Origin of the sequence: Mycobacterium sp. ACS4054 (assembly GCF_001667275.1) — a bacterium.
In the GTDB taxonomy this organism is placed as follows: Bacteria; Actinomycetota; Actinomycetes; order Mycobacteriales; family Mycobacteriaceae; genus Mycobacterium.
The window spans coordinates 1-17663 of record NZ_LZHV01000040.1 but is presented as its reverse complement, the minus strand read 5'-3'; the positions used below and the strand labels follow the sequence as shown (position 1 = coordinate 17663).

12 protein-coding genes, 1 tRNA gene and 1 pseudogene are annotated in these 17663 nt (G+C 69.4%); 9 read left to right on the top strand and 5 right to left on the bottom strand.

Features of this window, described 5'->3' with window-relative positions; genetic code table 11:
• Window positions 1–2 precede the first annotated feature (2 nt).
• The gene (locus A5730_RS08870) at window positions 3–968 is read right to left on the bottom strand and encodes a nucleoside triphosphate pyrophosphohydrolase (protein WP_067898471.1); all 966 of its coding nucleotides are present in this window, start codon (window positions 966–968) and stop codon (window positions 3–5) included.
• Window positions 965–4618 carry a transcription-repair coupling factor gene (gene mfd / locus A5730_RS08865; RefSeq protein ID WP_067898468.1) on the bottom strand — a complete coding sequence of 1218 codons (3654 nt, stop codon included), beginning with the start codon at window positions 4616–4618 and terminating at the stop codon, window positions 965–967. Before mfd ends, A5730_RS08870 begins: the two co-directional genes overlap by 4 nt.
• Window positions 4619–4725: 107 nt before the next feature.
• Between mfd and A5730_RS08860 the strand changes: the two are divergent.
• Window positions 4726–5385 (top strand): annotated as a pseudogene (locus tag A5730_RS08860) (diaminopimelate decarboxylase); the annotation flags it as partial.
• 33 nt (window positions 5386–5418) lie between these two features.
• Here A5730_RS08860 and A5730_RS08855 read toward each other — a convergent pair.
• Window positions 5419–6012, bottom strand: coding sequence for a TetR/AcrR family transcriptional regulator (locus tag A5730_RS08855; protein WP_156349533.1), 594 nt, complete (start codon window positions 6010–6012; stop codon window positions 5419–5421).
• A gap of 166 nt (window positions 6013–6178) precedes the next feature.
• On the opposite strand from A5730_RS08855, the gene A5730_RS08850 reads away from it, so the two are divergent.
• The 5 genes from A5730_RS08850 (at window position 6179) to A5730_RS08830 (ending at window position 9908) form a co-directional block, all read left to right on the top strand.
• Window positions 6179–6250 (top strand) — tRNA-Gln (locus A5730_RS08850).
• A 118-nt stretch (window positions 6251–6368) separates the two neighbouring features.
• Complete coding sequence (gene glmU, locus A5730_RS08845; protein WP_067898462.1) at window positions 6369–7835, top strand: bifunctional UDP-N-acetylglucosamine diphosphorylase/glucosamine-1-phosphate N-acetyltransferase GlmU; 1467 nt, start codon at window positions 6369–6371, stop codon at window positions 7833–7835.
• A 103-nt stretch (window positions 7836–7938) separates the two neighbouring features.
• Window positions 7939–8919 carry a ribose-phosphate diphosphokinase gene (locus tag A5730_RS08840; RefSeq protein ID WP_055403082.1) on the top strand — a complete coding sequence of 327 codons (981 nt, stop codon included), beginning with the start codon at window positions 7939–7941 and terminating at the stop codon, window positions 8917–8919.
• Window positions 8920–9264 carry an arsenate reductase (glutaredoxin) gene (gene arsC, locus A5730_RS08835; RefSeq protein ID WP_055403080.1) on the top strand — a complete coding sequence of 115 codons (345 nt, stop codon included), beginning with the start codon at window positions 8920–8922 and terminating at the stop codon, window positions 9262–9264.
• Window positions 9261–9908 carry an LpqN/LpqT family lipoprotein gene (locus A5730_RS08830; protein WP_067898459.1) on the top strand — a complete coding sequence of 216 codons (648 nt, stop codon included), beginning with the start codon at window positions 9261–9263 and terminating at the stop codon, window positions 9906–9908. The genes arsC and A5730_RS08830 overlap by 4 nt, the downstream gene beginning before the upstream one ends.
• Window positions 9909–9984: 76 nt before the next feature.
• Here A5730_RS08830 and A5730_RS08825 read toward each other — a convergent pair whose 3' ends face one another.
• Complete coding sequence (locus tag A5730_RS08825; RefSeq protein ID WP_156745738.1) at window positions 9985–13275, bottom strand: LuxR C-terminal-related transcriptional regulator; 3291 nt, start codon at window positions 13273–13275, stop codon at window positions 9985–9987.
• Window positions 13276–13429: 154 nt separating this feature from the next.
• Between A5730_RS08825 and A5730_RS08820 the strand changes: the two genes are divergently transcribed.
• From A5730_RS08820 to pth, 3 genes are all read left to right on the top strand, one after another.
• Complete coding sequence (locus A5730_RS08820; protein WP_067898457.1) at window positions 13430–14311, top strand: oxidoreductase; 882 nt, start codon at window positions 13430–13432, stop codon at window positions 14309–14311.
• Between the two features lie 139 nt (window positions 14312–14450).
• Window positions 14451–15119 carry a 50S ribosomal protein L25/general stress protein Ctc gene (locus A5730_RS08815; RefSeq protein WP_067898454.1) on the top strand — a complete coding sequence of 223 codons (669 nt, stop codon included), beginning with the start codon at window positions 14451–14453 and terminating at the stop codon, window positions 15117–15119.
• 12 nt (window positions 15120–15131) lie between these two features.
• Window positions 15132–15707, top strand: a complete 576-nt coding sequence (gene pth / locus A5730_RS08810; RefSeq protein WP_067898451.1) for an aminoacyl-tRNA hydrolase — start codon at window positions 15132–15134, stop codon at window positions 15705–15707.
• Window positions 15708–15711: 4 nt separating this feature from the next.
• Here pth and A5730_RS08805 read toward each other — a convergent pair whose 3' ends face one another.
• On the bottom strand, window positions 15712–17346 hold the full coding sequence (locus A5730_RS08805; RefSeq protein ID WP_067898447.1) for a fatty acyl-AMP ligase: 1635 nt from the start codon (window positions 17344–17346) through the stop codon (window positions 15712–15714).
• Window positions 17347–17663 lie beyond the last annotated feature (317 nt).

The window sequence follows — 17663 nt, the reverse complement described above, 5'->3', positions numbered from 1 at the left end:
GGTCAGTCGGCTTCGGCAGTGGCGTCGCCGGCGGGCTCGTCTTCGGGCCAGTGCGCCCGCCACTCGTCCTCGGTGACCTCTCCGAGCGGGGCCGCGTCGAGCTCCTCCGGGACGCCGTCGCCGCGGCGGGTCGCGGCGATCGCCCGCTCCACCCCGCGGACCGTGTCCACGAACTCCAGAACCGCCGCGCGCAGCGCGCCTTCGGCGTCACCGTCGGCCGACACCGACACGGAGGTGATCTCGGCGGGGACGAGATCGGCCGGCACGCCCGCCTTCTCGGCACGCTGAATCACCTTCTGCGCCAACGCCAACGCCGGTTGCCCCGTATGCACGTCGTCCATCACCGACTTGCGCGGCTTTTCGGCCGCCTTGCGCTCCTCCCATTGCGCCAGCTGCTCTTCGAGCGAAATGGTTTGACCCGCAAGCACACCTGGCACCCGATTGCCCAGCTTGCGCATCAGCGTGACGGCGACGTCGTCGATGGTGAAGGGAAGCTGCGGGGCGTCCTCGGCGATGCGGGCGTGGAAGAGGACCTGCAGCAACACGTCGCCGAGTTCCTCACGCAGCGCCTCGGCGTTGCCGCTGCGGACCGCGTCCAGCACTTCGTACGTCTCCTCGAGCAGGAACCTGCGCAGCGAGTCGTGGGTTTGTTCGCTCTCCCACGGGCCGGCGGTGCGCAGTTTGTCCATCATCGCGACCACGTCGACCAGTCGTTCGCCGCGAGGCGTCTCCGGCGCGGAGATCAACCGGGCGCCGGCCGCGAGCCGGGCGGTGACGGCGGGATGTTCGGGGTCCGACGACAGCAGCACCGGCGCGTCATCGCCGGAGTGCACCGGGCGCGCCGCGGGCAGCGACCAGGGCACCGCGACGGGCATCTCCTCGGTGTACTGGACCTCCCCGCCGAGGTGTTCGATGGCCTCCACGGGCACCAGGGACGGACGACGCGGGTCGAACAAGACGACGATCACGCGCGCCGCTCCTCCCCGCTCGTCGGTGCCGGTGACGCACCCGTTATACCAATGTCTATCTGTGGTTTTCCCTGCAGTGCGGTGACCAGATCGGCCACCATCTGCACCAACTCGACGTCCCGGATGCGCGCCGCGCCGACGCCGCCGGCCCGCGGGATCGGCACCTGCACGGTGGAGGTGGTGGCGCGGTAGCCGGCCGCGGGATACATCCGCTTGAGCCGCACCTGGGCCGAGTCGGGCAGCGTGATCGGCCACAGCCGCACGGTCGCCGCGGACGGCGCGGACACCTCGGTGATGCCGGCGGCCCGGCACAGCAGCCGCAACCGCGCGACCGCCACCAGCCGCAGGGCCGGCTCGGGCAGCGCGCCGTAGCGGTCGATGAGCTCCTCCACGACGGCGCCGACGGCCTCGTCGTCCGAGGCTGCGGCCAGCCGCCGGTAGGCCTCCAGCCGCAGCCGGTCGCTGGCGATGTAGTCCGGCGGCAGGTGGGCGTCCACCGGCAGGTCGATCCGCACGTCCTTCGGCTCCTCGGCGGTGGTCACCGTCTGGCCGTCGGCGGCCGCCCGGTACGCCTCCACGGCCTCGCCCACCAGCCGCACGTACAGGTCGAACCCCACCCCGGCGACGTGTCCGGACTGCTCGACGCCCAGCACGTTGCCCGCCCCGCGGATCTCGAGGTCCTTCAGCGCGACCGCCATGCCGGCGCCCAGCTCGTTGTTCTGGGCGATGGTGGCCAGTCGGTCGTAGGCCGTTTCGGTCAGCGGCGCGTGCGGCGGATACAGGAAGTAGGCGTAGCCGCGTTCGCGGCTGCGCCCCACCCGGCCGCGCAGCTGGTGCAGCTGCGACAGCCCGAACGTGTCGGCCCGCTCGACGATCAGCGTGTTGGCGTTGGAGATGTCCAGGCCGGTCTCCACGATCGTGGTGCAGACCAGGATGTCGTGTTCGCGGTTCCAGAAGCCCTGCACGGTGCGCTCCAGCCGCTCCTCGGGCATCTGGCCGTGCGCGACCACTACCCGCGCCTCGGGTACCAGCTCGCGGACCCGGGCCGCGGCCCGGGCGATGGAACTGACCCGGTTGTGCACGTAGAACGCCTGGCCGTCGCGCAGCAGCTCGCGCCGCAACGCGGCCGCGACCTGCTTGTCGTCGTGCGGCCCGACGTAGGTCAGCACGGGGTAGCGCTCCTCGGGCGGCGTCAGGATGGTCGACATCTCGCGGATCCCGGCCAGGCTCATCTCCAGCGTGCGCGGGATGGGCGTGGCGCTCATGGTCAGCACGTCGACGTGCGTGCGCAGGCTCTTGATGTGCTCCTTGTGCTCGACGCCGAACCGCTGCTCCTCGTCGACCACCACCAGGCCCAGGTCCTTCCAGCGCACCCCGGTCTGCAGCAGCCGGTGCGTGCCGATCACGACGTCAACCGACCCGTCGGCCAGGCCCTCGATCACGGCGCGGGACTCCGCGTTGTCGGTGAACCGCGACAGCCCCTTGACGGTCACCGGGAAGCCGGCCATCCGGTCGCTGAACGTCTGCAGGTGCTGGTCGGCCAGCAGCGTGGTCGGCACCAGCACGGCGACCTGCTTGCCGTCCTGGACGGCCTTGAACGCCGCGCGCACCGCGATCTCGGTCTTGCCGTAGCCGACGTCGCCGCAGATCACGCGGTCCATCGGGATCGGCTTTTCCATGTCGGACTTGACCTCGGTGATGGCGGTGAGCTGGTCGACGGTCTCGGTGAAGCCGAACGCGTCCTCCATCTCGGCCTGCCAGGGGGTGTCGGGCGCAAACGCGTGCCCGGGGCTCGCCTGCCGCTTGGCGTAGAGCGCGACGAGCTCGCCGGCGATCTCGCGGACCGCGCGACGCGCCTTGGTCTTGGTGTTGGCCCAGTCGCTGCCACCGAGCTTGCTCAGCGCGGGCGCCTGGCCGCCGACGTAGCGGGACAGCTGATCCAGCGAGTCCATCGGGACGTACAGCTTGTCCGAACCCCCACCCCGCTTGGACGACGCGTATTCGAGCACCAGGTACTCGCGCCGCGCGCCGCCGACCGTGCGTTCGGTCATCTCGACGAACCGCCCGATGCCGTGCTGGTCGTGCACCACCAGGTCGCCGGCCGTCAGCGCCAGCGGGTCGACGGTGTTGCGCCGCTTGGCCGCCAGCCGCTTGCCCTCGACCGCGGTGGCCCGGCTACCGGTGAGGTCGGCCTCGGTGATGACGACGAGGTTGGCACCCTCGATGATCACGCCGTCGTGCAGCGGGCCCTTGAGGACGCCGACGACGCCGGCCCTGGGTGGCGCGCCGCAGTCCAGCATGGCCGCGGGGGTTTCCGACTCGGCCAGCCGCTCCACCACCCGGTGGGCGGTGCCCGCGCCGGGCGCGACGACGGCGGCGTAGCCGCCGGTGCTGACGTGGGCACGCAGCATCGCGAAAATGCCGTCGATGTCCTGCTGGTGCCCGCGGGCCGACGGCGCCGCCCGGATGTCCAGCTCCACCGCGGACTCGGCGGACAGCTGGCTGAGCGTCCACCAGGGGTGGTCCGTGCGCGCCGCGGCGGCGTGCACGTCGTCCAGCTCGGCGAACCCCGACCCGCCGAATTGCGCCACGTCGACGGGCGCGTCGGTGCCCAGCGCCGCCACCGACCAGGACGCCTCGAGGAACTCGCTGCCGGTCTTGATCAGGTCGGCGGCCCGGGTGCGCACCTTCTCGGGGTCGCACAGCAGCACCGGCGTGCCCGCGGCCAGCTGGTCGGTGAGCAGCACGTGCTCGCCGGGCCGCAGCACGGGCAGCAGCGCCTCCATGCCGTCGACAGCGATGCCCTCGGCAAGCTTGGCCAGCATGTCGGTGACGCTGCCGGTGATGGCGGGCTCGGGCCCGGAGTGCCGGGCGGCGAGCGCGGCGGCGCGCTCCCGCACGTCGTCGGTCAGCAGCAGCTCGCGGCAGGGCACCGCGATAACCGTCTCCACCTCGATCTCGGGGATGGAGCGCTGGTCGGCGACGGCGAACATCCGCATCTCGCTGACCTCGTCGCCCCAGAACTCGACGCGCACCGGGTGCTCGGCGGTCGGCGGGAAGACGTCGAGAATCCCGCCGCGCACGGCGAACTCGCCGCGCCGGCCCACCATGTCGACCCGGGTGTAGGCCAGCTCCACCAGCCGGGCGACCACATCCTCGAAGGCGATCTCCTCGCCGACCGTGAACGTGACCGGCTCGATCTGGCCCAGCTCCGGCGTCATCGGCTGCAGCAGCGAGCGCACCGCCGTCACCACCACCCGCAGCGGTGGCCCCAATCGCGCGTCGTCGGGATGGGCCAGCCGGCGCAGCACGGTCAACCGGGTGCCGACGGTGTCGACGCCCGGTGAGAGCCGCTCGTGCGGCAGGGTCTCCCAGGACGGGAAGGCCGCCACGGCGTCGCCGAAGACACCGCGCAGTTCGGCGGTGAGGTCGTCGGCTTCGCGCCCGGTCGCGGTGACTACCAGCAAAGGGCCCAACCGCGCCAGCGCGCTGGCCACGAAGAGCCGTGCGCTGGCTGGACCCACCAGCGCAAGCTCGGCCGGTCGCGCGGCCGCGCTTTCGATCAATTGCTGGAAGGTCGGCGCGGTGAGCGCCAATTCAACGAGCCCCGCGATCGGGGGTTCTGGGCGAGCAGGCCCCGGTGCGGTCATGATGAATACATTCTAGGGGCGCCAAGATTCGTCAATATCGAGCCCGGCGCCGTCAAGGGATCGTCAGGAAAGCCGAATCCGGCGGCCCGCGGGCGCACATTTGTCTCATGACATTGCTGGACATCTCGCCGTCCCTCGACCACCCGGTCCGGCCGGTCACCGCGCGATTCCCGGCCCGCGAGGCCGATGAGGCCGATTTCCGGGATCACGCCCGCCGTTGGCGCAAGGCGCTGCGGGGTGCGCGCCTGGTCTACTTCGGCCGCCCGCCGCTGACCACCGGCGTCGCGCGCTGGGCGTGCGACGAGGGCCTCGGCATCGGGGTCCGCTCTGCCGGCGAGCTGGTAGTCGCGCTTGCCGCGGGAACGGACCCGTCACGCATCGTCGCGGGACCGGGATCGCCCGAGTTGTTGCGCGACGCGGTGGCCGCCGGTGTCGGGCGCATCGTTTTGGACTCGCCCGTCGAGGCACCCCACGTCGCCGGCAAGGCGCGGCGCGGGTCGGCGCGCGCCACCTTCGACCTGGTGGGCCTGCACTGCCGGCCGGATTCGTCGGGCACCCGGGCCGGCTACGGCGAGGCGATCCGCCGGACGGTCGCCGCGATGGCGGACATCCGCGCCCGGCACGGCCTCATCCTCACCGAAGTGCACCTCGACCCTGACGGCGTGGGCGGTCCGCAACTAGGCGCCGCCGAGCTCGCCGCCATGGTCGAGGACGCGCTCGACGAGGCCTGCGCCGCGGAGCATTTCCCCCGGCCGGTCGTCGTGGTGGGTGTGACGCTCGCCGGCTGAGTCCGTCGGGCGCTAACCGTCCTGCAGGCGGGGGTCGGCCTCCAGGTGGGTCAGCCCGTTCCACATCAGGTTGACCAGGTGCGCCGCGACCACCTCTTTCTTGGGCTCGCGGGTGTCGAGCCACCACTGGGCCGTCATCGACACCGAGCCCACGAGCGCCTGGGCGTACAACGGCGCAAGGTCCGGATCCAGCCCGCGACGGGCGAAGTCGCCGGCCAGGATGGAACTGACCTGGCTGACGGCGTCGTTGAGCAGGCTGGAGTAGGTGCCCGAGCTGATCGCGGCCGGCGAGTCACGGATCATGATGCGGAAGCCGTCCGTCCGCTCCTCGACGTAGGTCAGCAACGCCAGCGCGACCCGCTCCACCCGCACCCGGGAGCGATTGTTGGTCAGCGACGAGGTGATGCCGTCCAGCAGCGCCGACATCTCGCGGTCGACGACCACGGCGTACAGCCCCTCCTTGCCGCCGAAGTGCTCGTAGACCACCGGCTTGGACACGTTGGCGCGCAACGCGATCTCCTCGATCGAGGTGCCCTCGTAACCGCGCTCGGCGAACAGCGAGCGCGCGATGCCGATGAGCTGCTGTCGGCGATCGCTACCGGTCATGCGGGCGCGCGGCGCCCGGGCTTCCTTGTCGGGCTCCTTGTCCAGAACGGCCACGTCAACCAGCCTATAGCGTCGCCCGCACCGATCCGGGCGTCTTTGCATCGGCGCCGCGATCGGCCCGCCGACCGTCTAGAGTCTTGTTGGCGTGGGCCTTCGGGGCTCGCAATCCGTCGTGGTGTAATCGGCAGCACCTCTGATTTTGGTTCAGATAGTTCAGGTTCGAGTCCTGGCGACGGAGCGTCGCCCTCCCGGGGCCCACGATCGGCGAATCGACTACCGTGGCGCGGCCTTTGCGCCAACATCAGGTGAAGTGACACGCTTGACGGCGACGTTCGCGCCGGGGTTGAGGAGAGTTGATGGCGTCTCGTGGTGATACCGCGGTCCTGGTGCTCGCGGCCGGGCCCGGCACCCGGATGCGCTCGGACACCCCCAAGGTGCTGCACACCATCGCCGGGCGCAGCATGCTGTCCCATTTGCTGCACGCGATCACCAAGGTCGCGCCGCAACACCTGGTGGTGGTGCTGGGCCACGATCATCAGCGCATCGCGCCGCTGGTCGCGGAAGCGGCCGACGCGCTGGGCCGCGGCATCGAGGTCGCCCTGCAGGACCGGCCGAGGGGCACCGGCCATGCGGTCGGTTGCGGCCTGTCGGCGCTGCCCGACGACTACGCCGGCGTGGTCGTCGTCACCTCGGGCGATACGCCGCTGCTGGACGCCGACACCCTGGCCGAGCTGATCGCCACGCACAACGCGGGATCGGCCGCCGCGACCGTGCTCACCACGACGCTCGCCGACCCCAGCGGCTACGGCCGCATCCTGCGCACCCAGGACAACGAGGTCACCGCGATCGTCGAACACGCCGACGCCACCCCCTCGCAGCGCGACATTCGCGAGGTCAACGCCGGGGTGTACGCCTTCGACGTCGCGGCGTTGCGCTCGGCGCTGAGCCGGCTGAGCTCGAACAACGCCCAGCACGAGCTCTACCTGACCGACGTCATCTCCATCCTGCGCGGGGACGGGCAGGCCATCCACGCCCAGCACGTCGACGACAGCGCGCTGGTCGCCGGCGTCAACAACCGCGTCCAACTGGCGCAGCTGGGCGCCGAACTCAACCGCCGGATCGTCGCCGCGCACCAGATGGCCGGCGTGACCATCGTCGACCCGGCCACCACCTGGATCGACGTCGACGTCACGATCGGGCGCGACACCGTCGTCCACCCCGGCACGCAGCTGCTCGGCCGCACCCAACTCGGCGGCCACTGCGTCATCGGTCCCGACACCACGCTCACCGACGTCACCGTCGGCGACGGCGCATCGGTGGTGCGCACCCACGGCACGTCGTCGTCCATCGGTGCCGGCGCCACCGTCGGCCCCTTCACCTACCTGCGGCCCGGCACCGTGCTGGGTGCCGACGGCAAGCTCGGGGCGTTCGTCGAGACCAAGAACTCCACGATCGGCACCGGCACCAAGGTCCCCCACCTCACCTACGTCGGCGACGCCGACATCGGCGAGCACAGCAACATCGGGGCGTCCAGCGTCTTCGTCAACTACGACGGAACATCGAAGTCGCGCACCACCATTGGCTCGCACGTGCGCACCGGGTCGGACACCATGTTCGTCGCGCCGGTCACGGTCGGCGACGGGGCCTACACCGGCGCCGGAACCGTGGTCCGCGACGACGTCCCGCCGGGCGCGCTGGCGGTGTCCGCCGGCCCGCAACGCAACATCGAGGGCTGGGTCAAACGCAAGCGGCCGGGCAGCGCGGCGGCCCAAGCGGCCGAGAAAGCCGCCGACAACCCCGGCGAAACATCCGCACCCGAATAGACATGCTGATTTTGGTATCTGGTAACCCGGCCATATTTCCGTACCATTCGCTACGTACGATGGGGCGTCCCATTCCCGATCCCGATACGGCGAGGGCAGTGCGTTGAGCCACGACTGGACCGATAACCGCAAAAACCTGATGCTCTTCTCCGGGCGCGCGCATCCGGAACTGGCCGAGCAGGTGGCCAAGGAGCTCGACGTCCACGTCACCGCCCAGACGGCGCGGGAGTTCGCCAACGGCGAGATCTTCGTCCGATTCCACGAGTCCGTCCGCGGGTGCGACGCGTTCGTCCTGCAGTCCGCCCCGGCACCGGTCAACGACTGGCTGATGGAACAGCTGATCATGATCGACGCGCTCAAGCGGGGCAGCGCCAAGCGGATCACCGCGGTCATGCCGTTCTACCCCTACGCCCGGCAGGACAAGAAGCACCGCGGCCGCGAGCCCATCTCGGCGCGGCTGGTGGCCGACCTGCTCAAGACGGCGGGCGCCGACCGGATCGTGACCGTCGACCTGCACACCGACCAGATCCAGGGGTTCTTCGACGGGCCGGTCGACCACATGCGCGCGCAGAACCTGCTGACCGGTTACATCGGGGACAACTACCCCGACGGCAACATGGTGGTCGTCTCCCCCGACTCGGGCCGGGTGCGCATCGCCGAGAAGTGGGCCGACGCGCTGGGCGGCGTCCCGCTGGCCTTCATCCACAAGACCCGGGACCCGCGGGTGCCCAACCAGGTGGTCTCCAACCGCGTCGTCGGCGAGGTGGAGGGGCGGACCTGCGTGTTGATCGACGACATGATCGACACCGGTGGGACCATCGCCGGCGCGGTGCAGCTGTTGCGCGACGACGGCGCCGCCGACGTGATCATCGCGGCCACCCACGGCGTACTGTCCGATCCGGCCGCCGAGCGGCTGGCGGCGTCCGGCGCCCGCGAGGTTATCGTCACCAACACGCTGCCGATCGGCGAGGAAAAGCGTTTCCCGCAGCTGACGGTCTTGTCCATTGCGCCGCTGTTGGCCAGCACCATTCGCGCCGTCTTCGAAAACGGCTCGGTCACGGGGCTTTTCGACGGGGACGCCTAGATGGCCGACACCGTCATCTACCACAACCCCAAATGCAGCACCTCACGCAAGACGCTGGACTTGTTGCGGGACAACGGTTTCGAGCCGAACATCGTCGAGTACCTGAAGACCCCGCCGTCGCGGGCCGAGCTGGTTCGGATGATCCGCGACGCCGGCATCGACGTGCGCACGGCAGTGCGCAAGCGTGAATCCCTATACTCCGAGCTCAACCTCGCCGACGCGACGGACGACCAGCTGCTCGACGCGATGGTCGAACACCCGATCCTGATCGAGCGACCGTTCGTCGTCACACCGAAGGGCACCCGGCTGGCCCGGCCGGTCGACGCCGTCCGCGAGATTCTGTGAGACGTGCGTGTGCGGCCGCGGCCATCGCGCTGACACTGCCCGCTGCGGCGTGCGGCCCGAAAACGCCTGACTATCAATCGATCTGGTCGACCACCCCGACGACCACCACCACCACGACGAGGGCCGCGAAGCCGGTGCCGCTGTCGCAGTACCTGCAGAACATCGGCGTCACCGGGCAGCAGGTGGCGCCGGGCAACCTGCCGGACCTGACGGTATCCATCCCGACGCCGCCGGGTTGGTCGGCGGCGAACAACCCGCACATCGCACCCGAGACCGTGATGATCTCCAAGGGCAACAAGTATCCGACGGCCAGGCTCGTGGTGTTCAAGCTGAACGGCAATTTCGATCCGGCCCAGGTGATCCAGCACGGCAACGACGACGCCCAACTCTTCGAGGACTTCAAGCAGCTCGACGCCTCGACGGCGCCGTACGACGGCTTTCCGTCGTCGATGATCCAGGGCAGCTACGACTTGGACGGCACCCGGCTGCACAGCTTCAACCGGATCGTCATCGCGACCGGTTCCAAGCCCGCCAACCAGCGATACCTGGTTCAGCTCACCATCACCGGCCTGGCCAACCAGGCCGTCGAGCAGTCCTCCGACATCGAGGCGATCATGCGGGGCTTCGTCGTCGCCGCGAAGTGATATTCGTCCCCGCCGAGATTGCCGTCACGGTCGTGGTCGGCACCCAAACCACAGCCCTGGCGGCAATCTCGGCGCGTCATGTGGGGCGCTGGTCCTTGATAAGCTCCATCCGCGAGGCGATGCCGAGTTTGGCATACACGTGGGTGAGGTGGGTCTGCACCGTGCGCGGTGAGATGAACAGCCTGGCAGCGATGTCCTTGTTCCCCAAGCCTTCCCGGACGAGGCGAACCACATCGTTCTCCATGGGGGTCAGCGATGCCCAGCCGGTCGCTGGGCGTTTGCGCTCGCCGCGGCCGCGTTGCGCGTAGGCGATCGCCTCCTCGGTGGACAACGCCGCGCCCTCCGCCCAGGCGGTGTCAAAGCCATCGATCCCCAACGATTCCCGTACCGTCTCGACCAAAGCGTCGTAACCCGCTTGATACATCGGGAGACGGATTGCCTCGATGGACCGACGAACGCCGTCCGCCGCGCCCAAGAGACGCGCTGCGTAGGAGAGTTGGCGGTCGTCGGCCGCCAGGCGTGCCCGACACTCCAGGATGTCCGTCACTCGTAGGTATGCCCGCGTACCGGTGGCGATCTCCAGGGCATCGTGAACATCGCGCTCGGCCTGGCCGTGGTCACCTTGAGCCACTGCGATGTAGGCGCGTTGTGTCAGGGCCGACATCCGGTACCAGCCAGGTACCACGGCGACGGTGTCATCGGCCCAGCGGCGCGCTGCGGTCAAATCACCGCATGCCAGAAAGACCTCGGCTGTTTGACTGGCTCCCCTGACCCAGATTTCGCGCAGCGGGGTGGTCTGCCGCCAGGCCTCCTCCGCCGCTTGTCTGGCAGTAGCTGTCTCGCCGGCGGCAAGGTTGGCCGCGGCCAACGCCACATACACTGCGTCCGTGTAGATTCCCAGCGAGTTCGCCGCCTCGCAAGCTGATTGTGCCGCGCTCAACGCGGCAGCCGCCTCACCTTTGTAGGCGAGCGTTATGCTGCGCGCTACCTGCACCATGATCGACATGGGCAGGTCCCCCGCGGCCGCGGAATCCGCTGCCAAGCAACCCAATACGTCAACCGCGTCTGCAAGATGTCCTTTCATGGCGAGGGCCGAGCCGAGCCACTCCCGGCAGAGCCGCGAATGAAGGTTGTCGCCGAGGGAATCCGCGAGGTCACGCCCTTCTACGGCGGACGCGGCGGCCGCGATCGGTTCGCCGGCGTAATAGGCCATGGTCGCCTGATAGGTGAAGATTTGGCACAGGCTCCACCGATCGCCGGCGGTTCGAGCCAGTTCGATCGCCTCGGCAAAATATGGCTGTGCGAGCTCAGCGCTGTATATCGCCACCGAACCGCACGCCATCAGGCCTCGACCGATCAACGCCGGGTCGTCACACTGCCGCGCGAGAGCCAGGGCTTCGCGGGCCCGATCCGGGCAAGCGGGGACGCCCATCCACACGGCGATGGAGCTTTGATCGGCGACCGCGCGCACCCACACCTCAAGTGCTACTTGCGGATCGCGCTCATCGGTCAGAACGGCTTCGAACGCCGCAAAAGCTTCGCGGAAACGACTGCGCGTCAACCAAAACAGTTGTAGCGAGGACACCAGTCTCAGCGCCGTCTCGCGGTCGCCCTTCTCCCGGCTCCATGCGAACGCCGTCCGCAGATTGTCAATCTCCGCGTCCGCCCAACGCAGCAGCTGCTCAAGACCGGCCAGTCCTTGCGACTCCAACTCGATGGCCGTGGCCGCGTAGTAGTCACGATGCCGGGTGCGTACCTCATCGGCCTCGCCGGACTCGCCGAGCTTTTCCTGCGCATATTGCCGCACCGTTTCGAGCAACCGGTAGCGCATGCCTGTCGCGGTGTCGTCGGCCACCACTAACGATTTGTCGACCAGCAGGCTGAGTTGGTCCAGTAGTTGATAGCCCTCTACGTCGCTGCTGGCGCCGACCGCCTGGGCGGCGCCGAGGTCGAACCCACCGCTGAAGACCGCTAGTCGCCGGAACAACACCCGCTCTGGCTCGGTCAGAAGCGCATGCGACCAGTCCACAGAGGCGCGCAGTGTCTGCTGGCGGCGCACTGCGGTGCGCGCCCCGCCGGTGAGCAACCGGAATCGGTCATGCAGGCTGTGGACGATCTGCGATAGCGATAGCGCCCGAACTCGTGCCGCGGCAAGCTCGATGGCCAGCGGCATGCCGTCAAGGCGTTCACAGATTTCTTCGACCAGCGCGCGGTTGTTCTCTCCGACATGGAATTCCGGCCGGATCCGCCTGGCGCGGTCCGCGAACAGTTCGACGGCCTCGTCGGTGATGGGCAGCGACGGGACGCGCCAGGTCAACTCGCCGGGAACTCCAAGCGGCTCACGGCTGGTCGCCATGATCGTCAGTTTCGGGCAAGCCGCGAGCAGCTCGACGACCAAGGCGCCACACGCATCAAGCAGATGCTCACAGTTGTCCAGCAACAGCAACATCGATTTTCCTGCGAAGAACCGCACTAGGAGCTCCAAGGTGGAGAGCCCGGCGACATCGGGTACGCCGAGTGTGCGCGCAACGGCCACCTGCGCCATTGCGGGATTGGTGGTCGGCGCCAGGTCGACGTACCACACGCCGTCGGCGAACTCGTGGCTTAGTCGGGCGGCGCCTTCGGCGGCGAGTCGAGTCTTGCCCGCACCGCCGGCGCCCGTCAGGGTGACCAACCGGTTGTGCGCCACCAGCTGACCCAGCTCGGCCATTTGCTGATGGCGCCCGATGAAACTCGTCAATTGGGTCGGGAGATTGTGCGATGGAACGCCGCTGCGCACCCGAAGCGGCGGGAACTCGTTGCGCAGGTCCGAATGACACAGCTGCACAACGCGTTCCGGGCGGGGCAGGTCGCGCAGCGGGTAGTTGCCGAGATCGGTGAGCCACGCCCCGTCCGGAAGGCGATCGACCACCAGCGGCTCCGTCGCCCCCGACAACACCGTCTGCCCCCCGTGTGCCAGATCGCGCAGCCGCGCCGCGCGATTGATGGTGGGTCCCGCATAGTTGGCATCGTCGCGCAGCTGAATCTCGCCGGTGTGGATCCCGAGGCGCAGCCGGATCGGCGCCAGCGGCGCGCGTTGCAACGCCAGCGCGCACGCCACCGCATCGCTGGCACGCGCGAAAGCGGTCACGAAGCTGTCCCCTTCGCCCTGCTCTTGCGGACGCACCCCGTCATGCGCGGCGACAGCCTCGTCGACGATCTTGTTCAAAAGTGCCAGGGCGGCGGTCATCTTTTCGGGCTCGGTCTCCCACAACCGCGTCGACCCCTCGACGTCGCCTAGCAGCAACGTGACCGTTCCCGTCGGCAGCAACTCGCCCACGCCCAAATCGCTCCAGGTCAGCTGCGGCATCTCCGCGTGTTGGCTCATGGTAGCCAGCATCGCGGCCGAGACGGGGCAGAACATCCGCCAGAACGCGCAGATCGATTCCTGTCCGGCGCGCGCGGCTACGCGGTCGGCCCCAACACCTGCCTGACTCCGTGGCCTTCGACGTCGCGAACGAGCCCTACTAGGCTCGTCAGCCATGACGAACTGGACCGCCGCAGACCTGCCCTCGTTCGCCGGGCGCACCGTCATCGTCACCGGGGCCAACAGCGGGCTGGGCGCGGTGACGGGCCGCGAGCTGGCGCGGCGCGGGGCCACGCTGATCATGGCGGTCCGCGACATCCGCAAGGGCGAGAAGGCCGCGCTGCAGATCAGGGACACCCAGACCGGCCCGGTCGAGGTGCGCTCGCTCGACCTGCAGAACCTGGCGTCGGTGCGCGAGTTCGCCGAAGGCGTCGAGGCGGTCGACGTGTTGATCAACAACGCGGGCATCATGGCGGCCCCCTACGCGCAGACCATCGACGGCTTCGAGAGCCAGATCGGCACCAACCACCTCGGCCACTTCGCGCTCACCAACCTGTTGCTGCCCAAGCTCACCGATCGGGTGGTCACCGTGTCGTCGATGGCGCACTGGCCGGGGCGGATCAACCTCGACGACCTGAACTGGGAGCGGCGCCGGTACTCGCCGTGGCTGGCCTACAGCCAGTCCAAGCTCGCCAACCTGCTGTTCACCAGCGAGCTGCAGCGGCGCCTGGACGCGGCCGGTTCCCCGCTGCGCGCGCTGGCCGCCCACCCCGGCTATTCGCACACCAACCTGCAGGGGGCCTCCGGCCGCAAGCTGGGTGACGCGATGATGTCCGCGGTCACCCGGGTGGTGGCCACGGACGCCGACTTCGGCGCCCGCCAGACGCTGTACGCGGCGTCGCAGGACCTGCCCGGCGACACCTTCGTCGGGCCGCGGTTCGGCCAGATGGGCCGCACGCAGCCGGTGGCGCGCAGCCGGGCGGCGCGGGACCCGAAGATGGCCGCGGCGCTGTGGGAGCTGTCCGAGCAGCTCACCGGCACCAAATTTCCGCTCTGAGGTGCACATGCGCTAACCTGACCGGGCGTCACGGCGAGGGTGGCTGGCCAGCCAGCACCGTTATCGACGGAGACCGACGATCTGTCGCGACCCTGGCCGTGCCCCCACACTCAGGCACCGAGCACACAGGAGCGACACGATGGCCAAGTCCGCAGGCAACCAACTCACCGCCACGGTGCGCAGCGAGACCGGCAAGGGCGCGTCCCGCCGGGCCCGCCGCGAAGGCAAGATTCCCGCCGTCCTCTACGGCCACGGCGCCGACCCGCAACACCTCGAGCTGCCGGGCCACGACTTCGCGGCCGTGCTGCGGCACGCGGGCACCAACGCGGTGCTGACCCTCGACATCGACGGCAAGGAACAGCTGGCGCTGACCAAGGCGCTCGACATCCACCCGATCCGCCGCACCATCCAGCACGCCGACCTGCTGGTCGTGCGCCGCGGCGAGAAGGTGGTCGTGGAGGTCACCGTCGTCGTCGAGGGCGACGCCGTGCCCGGCACCCTGGTCACCCAGGACACCAACACCATCGAGATCGAGGCCGAGGCGCTGTCGATTCCCGAAAACCTCACCGTGTCGGTCGAGGGCGCCGAGCCGGGCACGCAGTTCACCGCCAGACAGATCACCCTGCCGCGGGGCGTCAACCTGATCTCCGACCCGGAGATGCTGGTGGTCAACGTCGTGATCGCGCCGACCGCCGAAGACCTCGAGGAAGAGGGCGCGGGCGAAACCCCCGCGGGCGCAGAGGGGGAAGCAGCTCCCGCGGAAGAGGAAGCCGCCGACGCCGAGGCCCCCGCGGACGAGTCCGAGTAGGCGGATCGCAACGTGGCCGAGCCGTTGCTGGTGGTCGGCCTGGGCAACCCCGGGGACAACTACGCCCGCACCCGGCACAACCTCGGGTTCATGGTCGCCGACCTGCTCGCCGACCGGCTGGGCTCAAAGTTCAAGGTGCACAAGCGTTCCGGCGCCGAGGTGGTCAGCGGCCGGCTGGCCGGCCACCCGGTGTTGGTGGCCAAGCCGCGCTGCTACATGAACGAGTCCGGCCGCCAGATCGGGCCGTTGGCGAAGTTTTACTCGGTGCCGCCGGCCGACATCGTCGTCGTGCACGACGACCTCGACCTCGACTTCGGCCGCATCCGGCTCAAGATCGGCGGCGGCGAGGGCGGCCACAACGGGCTGCGCTCGGTGGCGGCCGCGTTGGGCACCAAGGAGTTCGCGCGGGTCCGCATCGGCATCGGCCGACCGCCGGGACGCAAAGACCCGGCGGCCTTCGTGCTGGAGAACTTCTCCGCGGCCGAGCGCAGCGAGGTGCCGACCATCTGCGAGCAGGCCGCGGACGCCACGGAGTTACTCATCGAACTCGGGCTGGAGCCGGCGCAGAACCGCGTCCACGCCTGGTAGCCGCCTAGGTGACCAGGGTGGCGGAGTGCGACCGGCGCAGCTTGCCCGACGGCGTCTTCGGGATGGTGCCCGGCCCGAGCACCACCACGTTGCGCGGCCGCATGTCGACCTCGGCCACCACCTCGCGGGCGACCTGGTGCTCGATGCGGCGCACCTCGGCCGGGTCCTGCCACGCGTTGGACTCGACGGCGACGGCGAACGTCTCGCGGGAGTGGCCGGCGTCCAGTCGCACCGCGACGGCGCAACCGGGGCGCACCCCGTCGACGCGGCAGGCGGCCCGCTCGATGTCGGTGGGGTAGATGTTGCGGCCCGCCATGATGATGACGTCCTTGACGCGGCCGCACACCACGACGTGGCCCTCCTCGGTCAGGTAGCCGAGGTCACCGGTGTCATACCAGCCGTTCTCGTCCTGCGCCGGGATGAAGCCGCCCATGGTCAGGTAGCCGGGCGTCAGGGACTCGCCGCGCAGCTCGATGACGCCGACGCCGCGGGCGGGCATCACGTCGCCGTTCTCGTCGATGATCCGCGCCTCGAGGTCTTGCAGCAGCGGGCCGAGGGTGGCCAGCCTGCGGGTGTTGCCCTTGGTGGCGGGCACCGCGCGGCGCAGGGCGGCCAGCAGGTCGGCGTCGACCTCGTCGACGACCAGACCGGCGTTGCACTCGGAGAACGACACGGCCAGGGTGGTCTCGGCCATGCCGTAGGCCGGCAGGATGGCCGACGGGTTCAGGCCGAACGGCTTGCCCGCGTCCAGCAGGTCCTCCACGTCGGCCGGTTCGACGGGCTCGGCGCCGGACAGGGCGAACCGCAGCGTGGACAGGTCGAAATCGCCGGGCTTGGCGTTGCGGCGCAACCGCTTGGCGAGCAGCGCGTAGGCGAAGTTGGGCGCCGCGGTCATGGTGCCCTTGTACTTGTCGATGAGCTTGGCCCACAGCAGCGTGTCGCGCAGGAAGTCCATCGGGGTGACCTTGACGAGCTCGGCGCCGAAGTACATCGGAATGGTCAGGAACCCGACCATGCCCATGTCGTGGAAGCAGGGCAGCCAGCTGACCATGACGTCCTTGTCGACGTCGTACTGGGCGCCGATGAACATCGCCTCGGCGTTGGAGTAGATGTTGCGGTGGGTGATCTGCACGGCCTTCGGGGAACCGGTGGACCCAGACGTCAGCTGCATCAGCGCCAGGTCGTCCTCGCCGACGTCGACGGGGTCGATCGGCTCCGACGCCAGCAGGTCGGCCACGGTGAGGACCTTGATGCCCTTCTCCTGAAGCACCGGGGTGGCCACCAGGAAGGGCTCGGAGACGATGACGGCTTGCGCCTCGATCATGCCGATGACGTTCATGGTGTCTTCGGCCCACACGGCCAGGTCGGTGCGCGGTGTCGGCTGGTGCAGCATCGTGAGGCTGGCCCCGCGCATCCACAGCCCCTGCGCCGTCGGGGCGATCTCGACCGGGAAGCCGGCCAGCACCCCCACGGCGTCGCCGAGGCCGATGCCGGCGGCGGCCAGGCCGCCCGCGATGCGGCGAGCGCGCTCGTGGACCTCTCCCCAGGTGTGCCGGACCGGTTCGTGGGGTTCACCGGTGACCATGCCCGTCTTCGCGGTGCGGGCATTGTGGTACATCTTCTCGGTAAACCTGCTCACACAAACCTCCTCGGTTCCGGCGCTTGCCCCAACGCCCGGGATCTCATATTCCGCCCACTGGATAACACTTCGAAGCAGGCGCGCAAACACAGTCGGGCGGCGGTTAGGTCTCGAATCGGCGATGAGCCGGCCACCTCGCGTCCGGCCGCCCCGTGAGCGCGAAGCGGGCCGGAAAAGCGGTGGTGCGCCCCAAGCGCTAGTCGTGCGCCCGGGGGTGGGGGGGGGGCCGGCAAAAAATTTTTGTTGTGAGCACAAAACCGCACCCCCGCGTATATTAAAAACATAAGAAAGGAAAGCGCAAAACAAAAGGGGGGGTT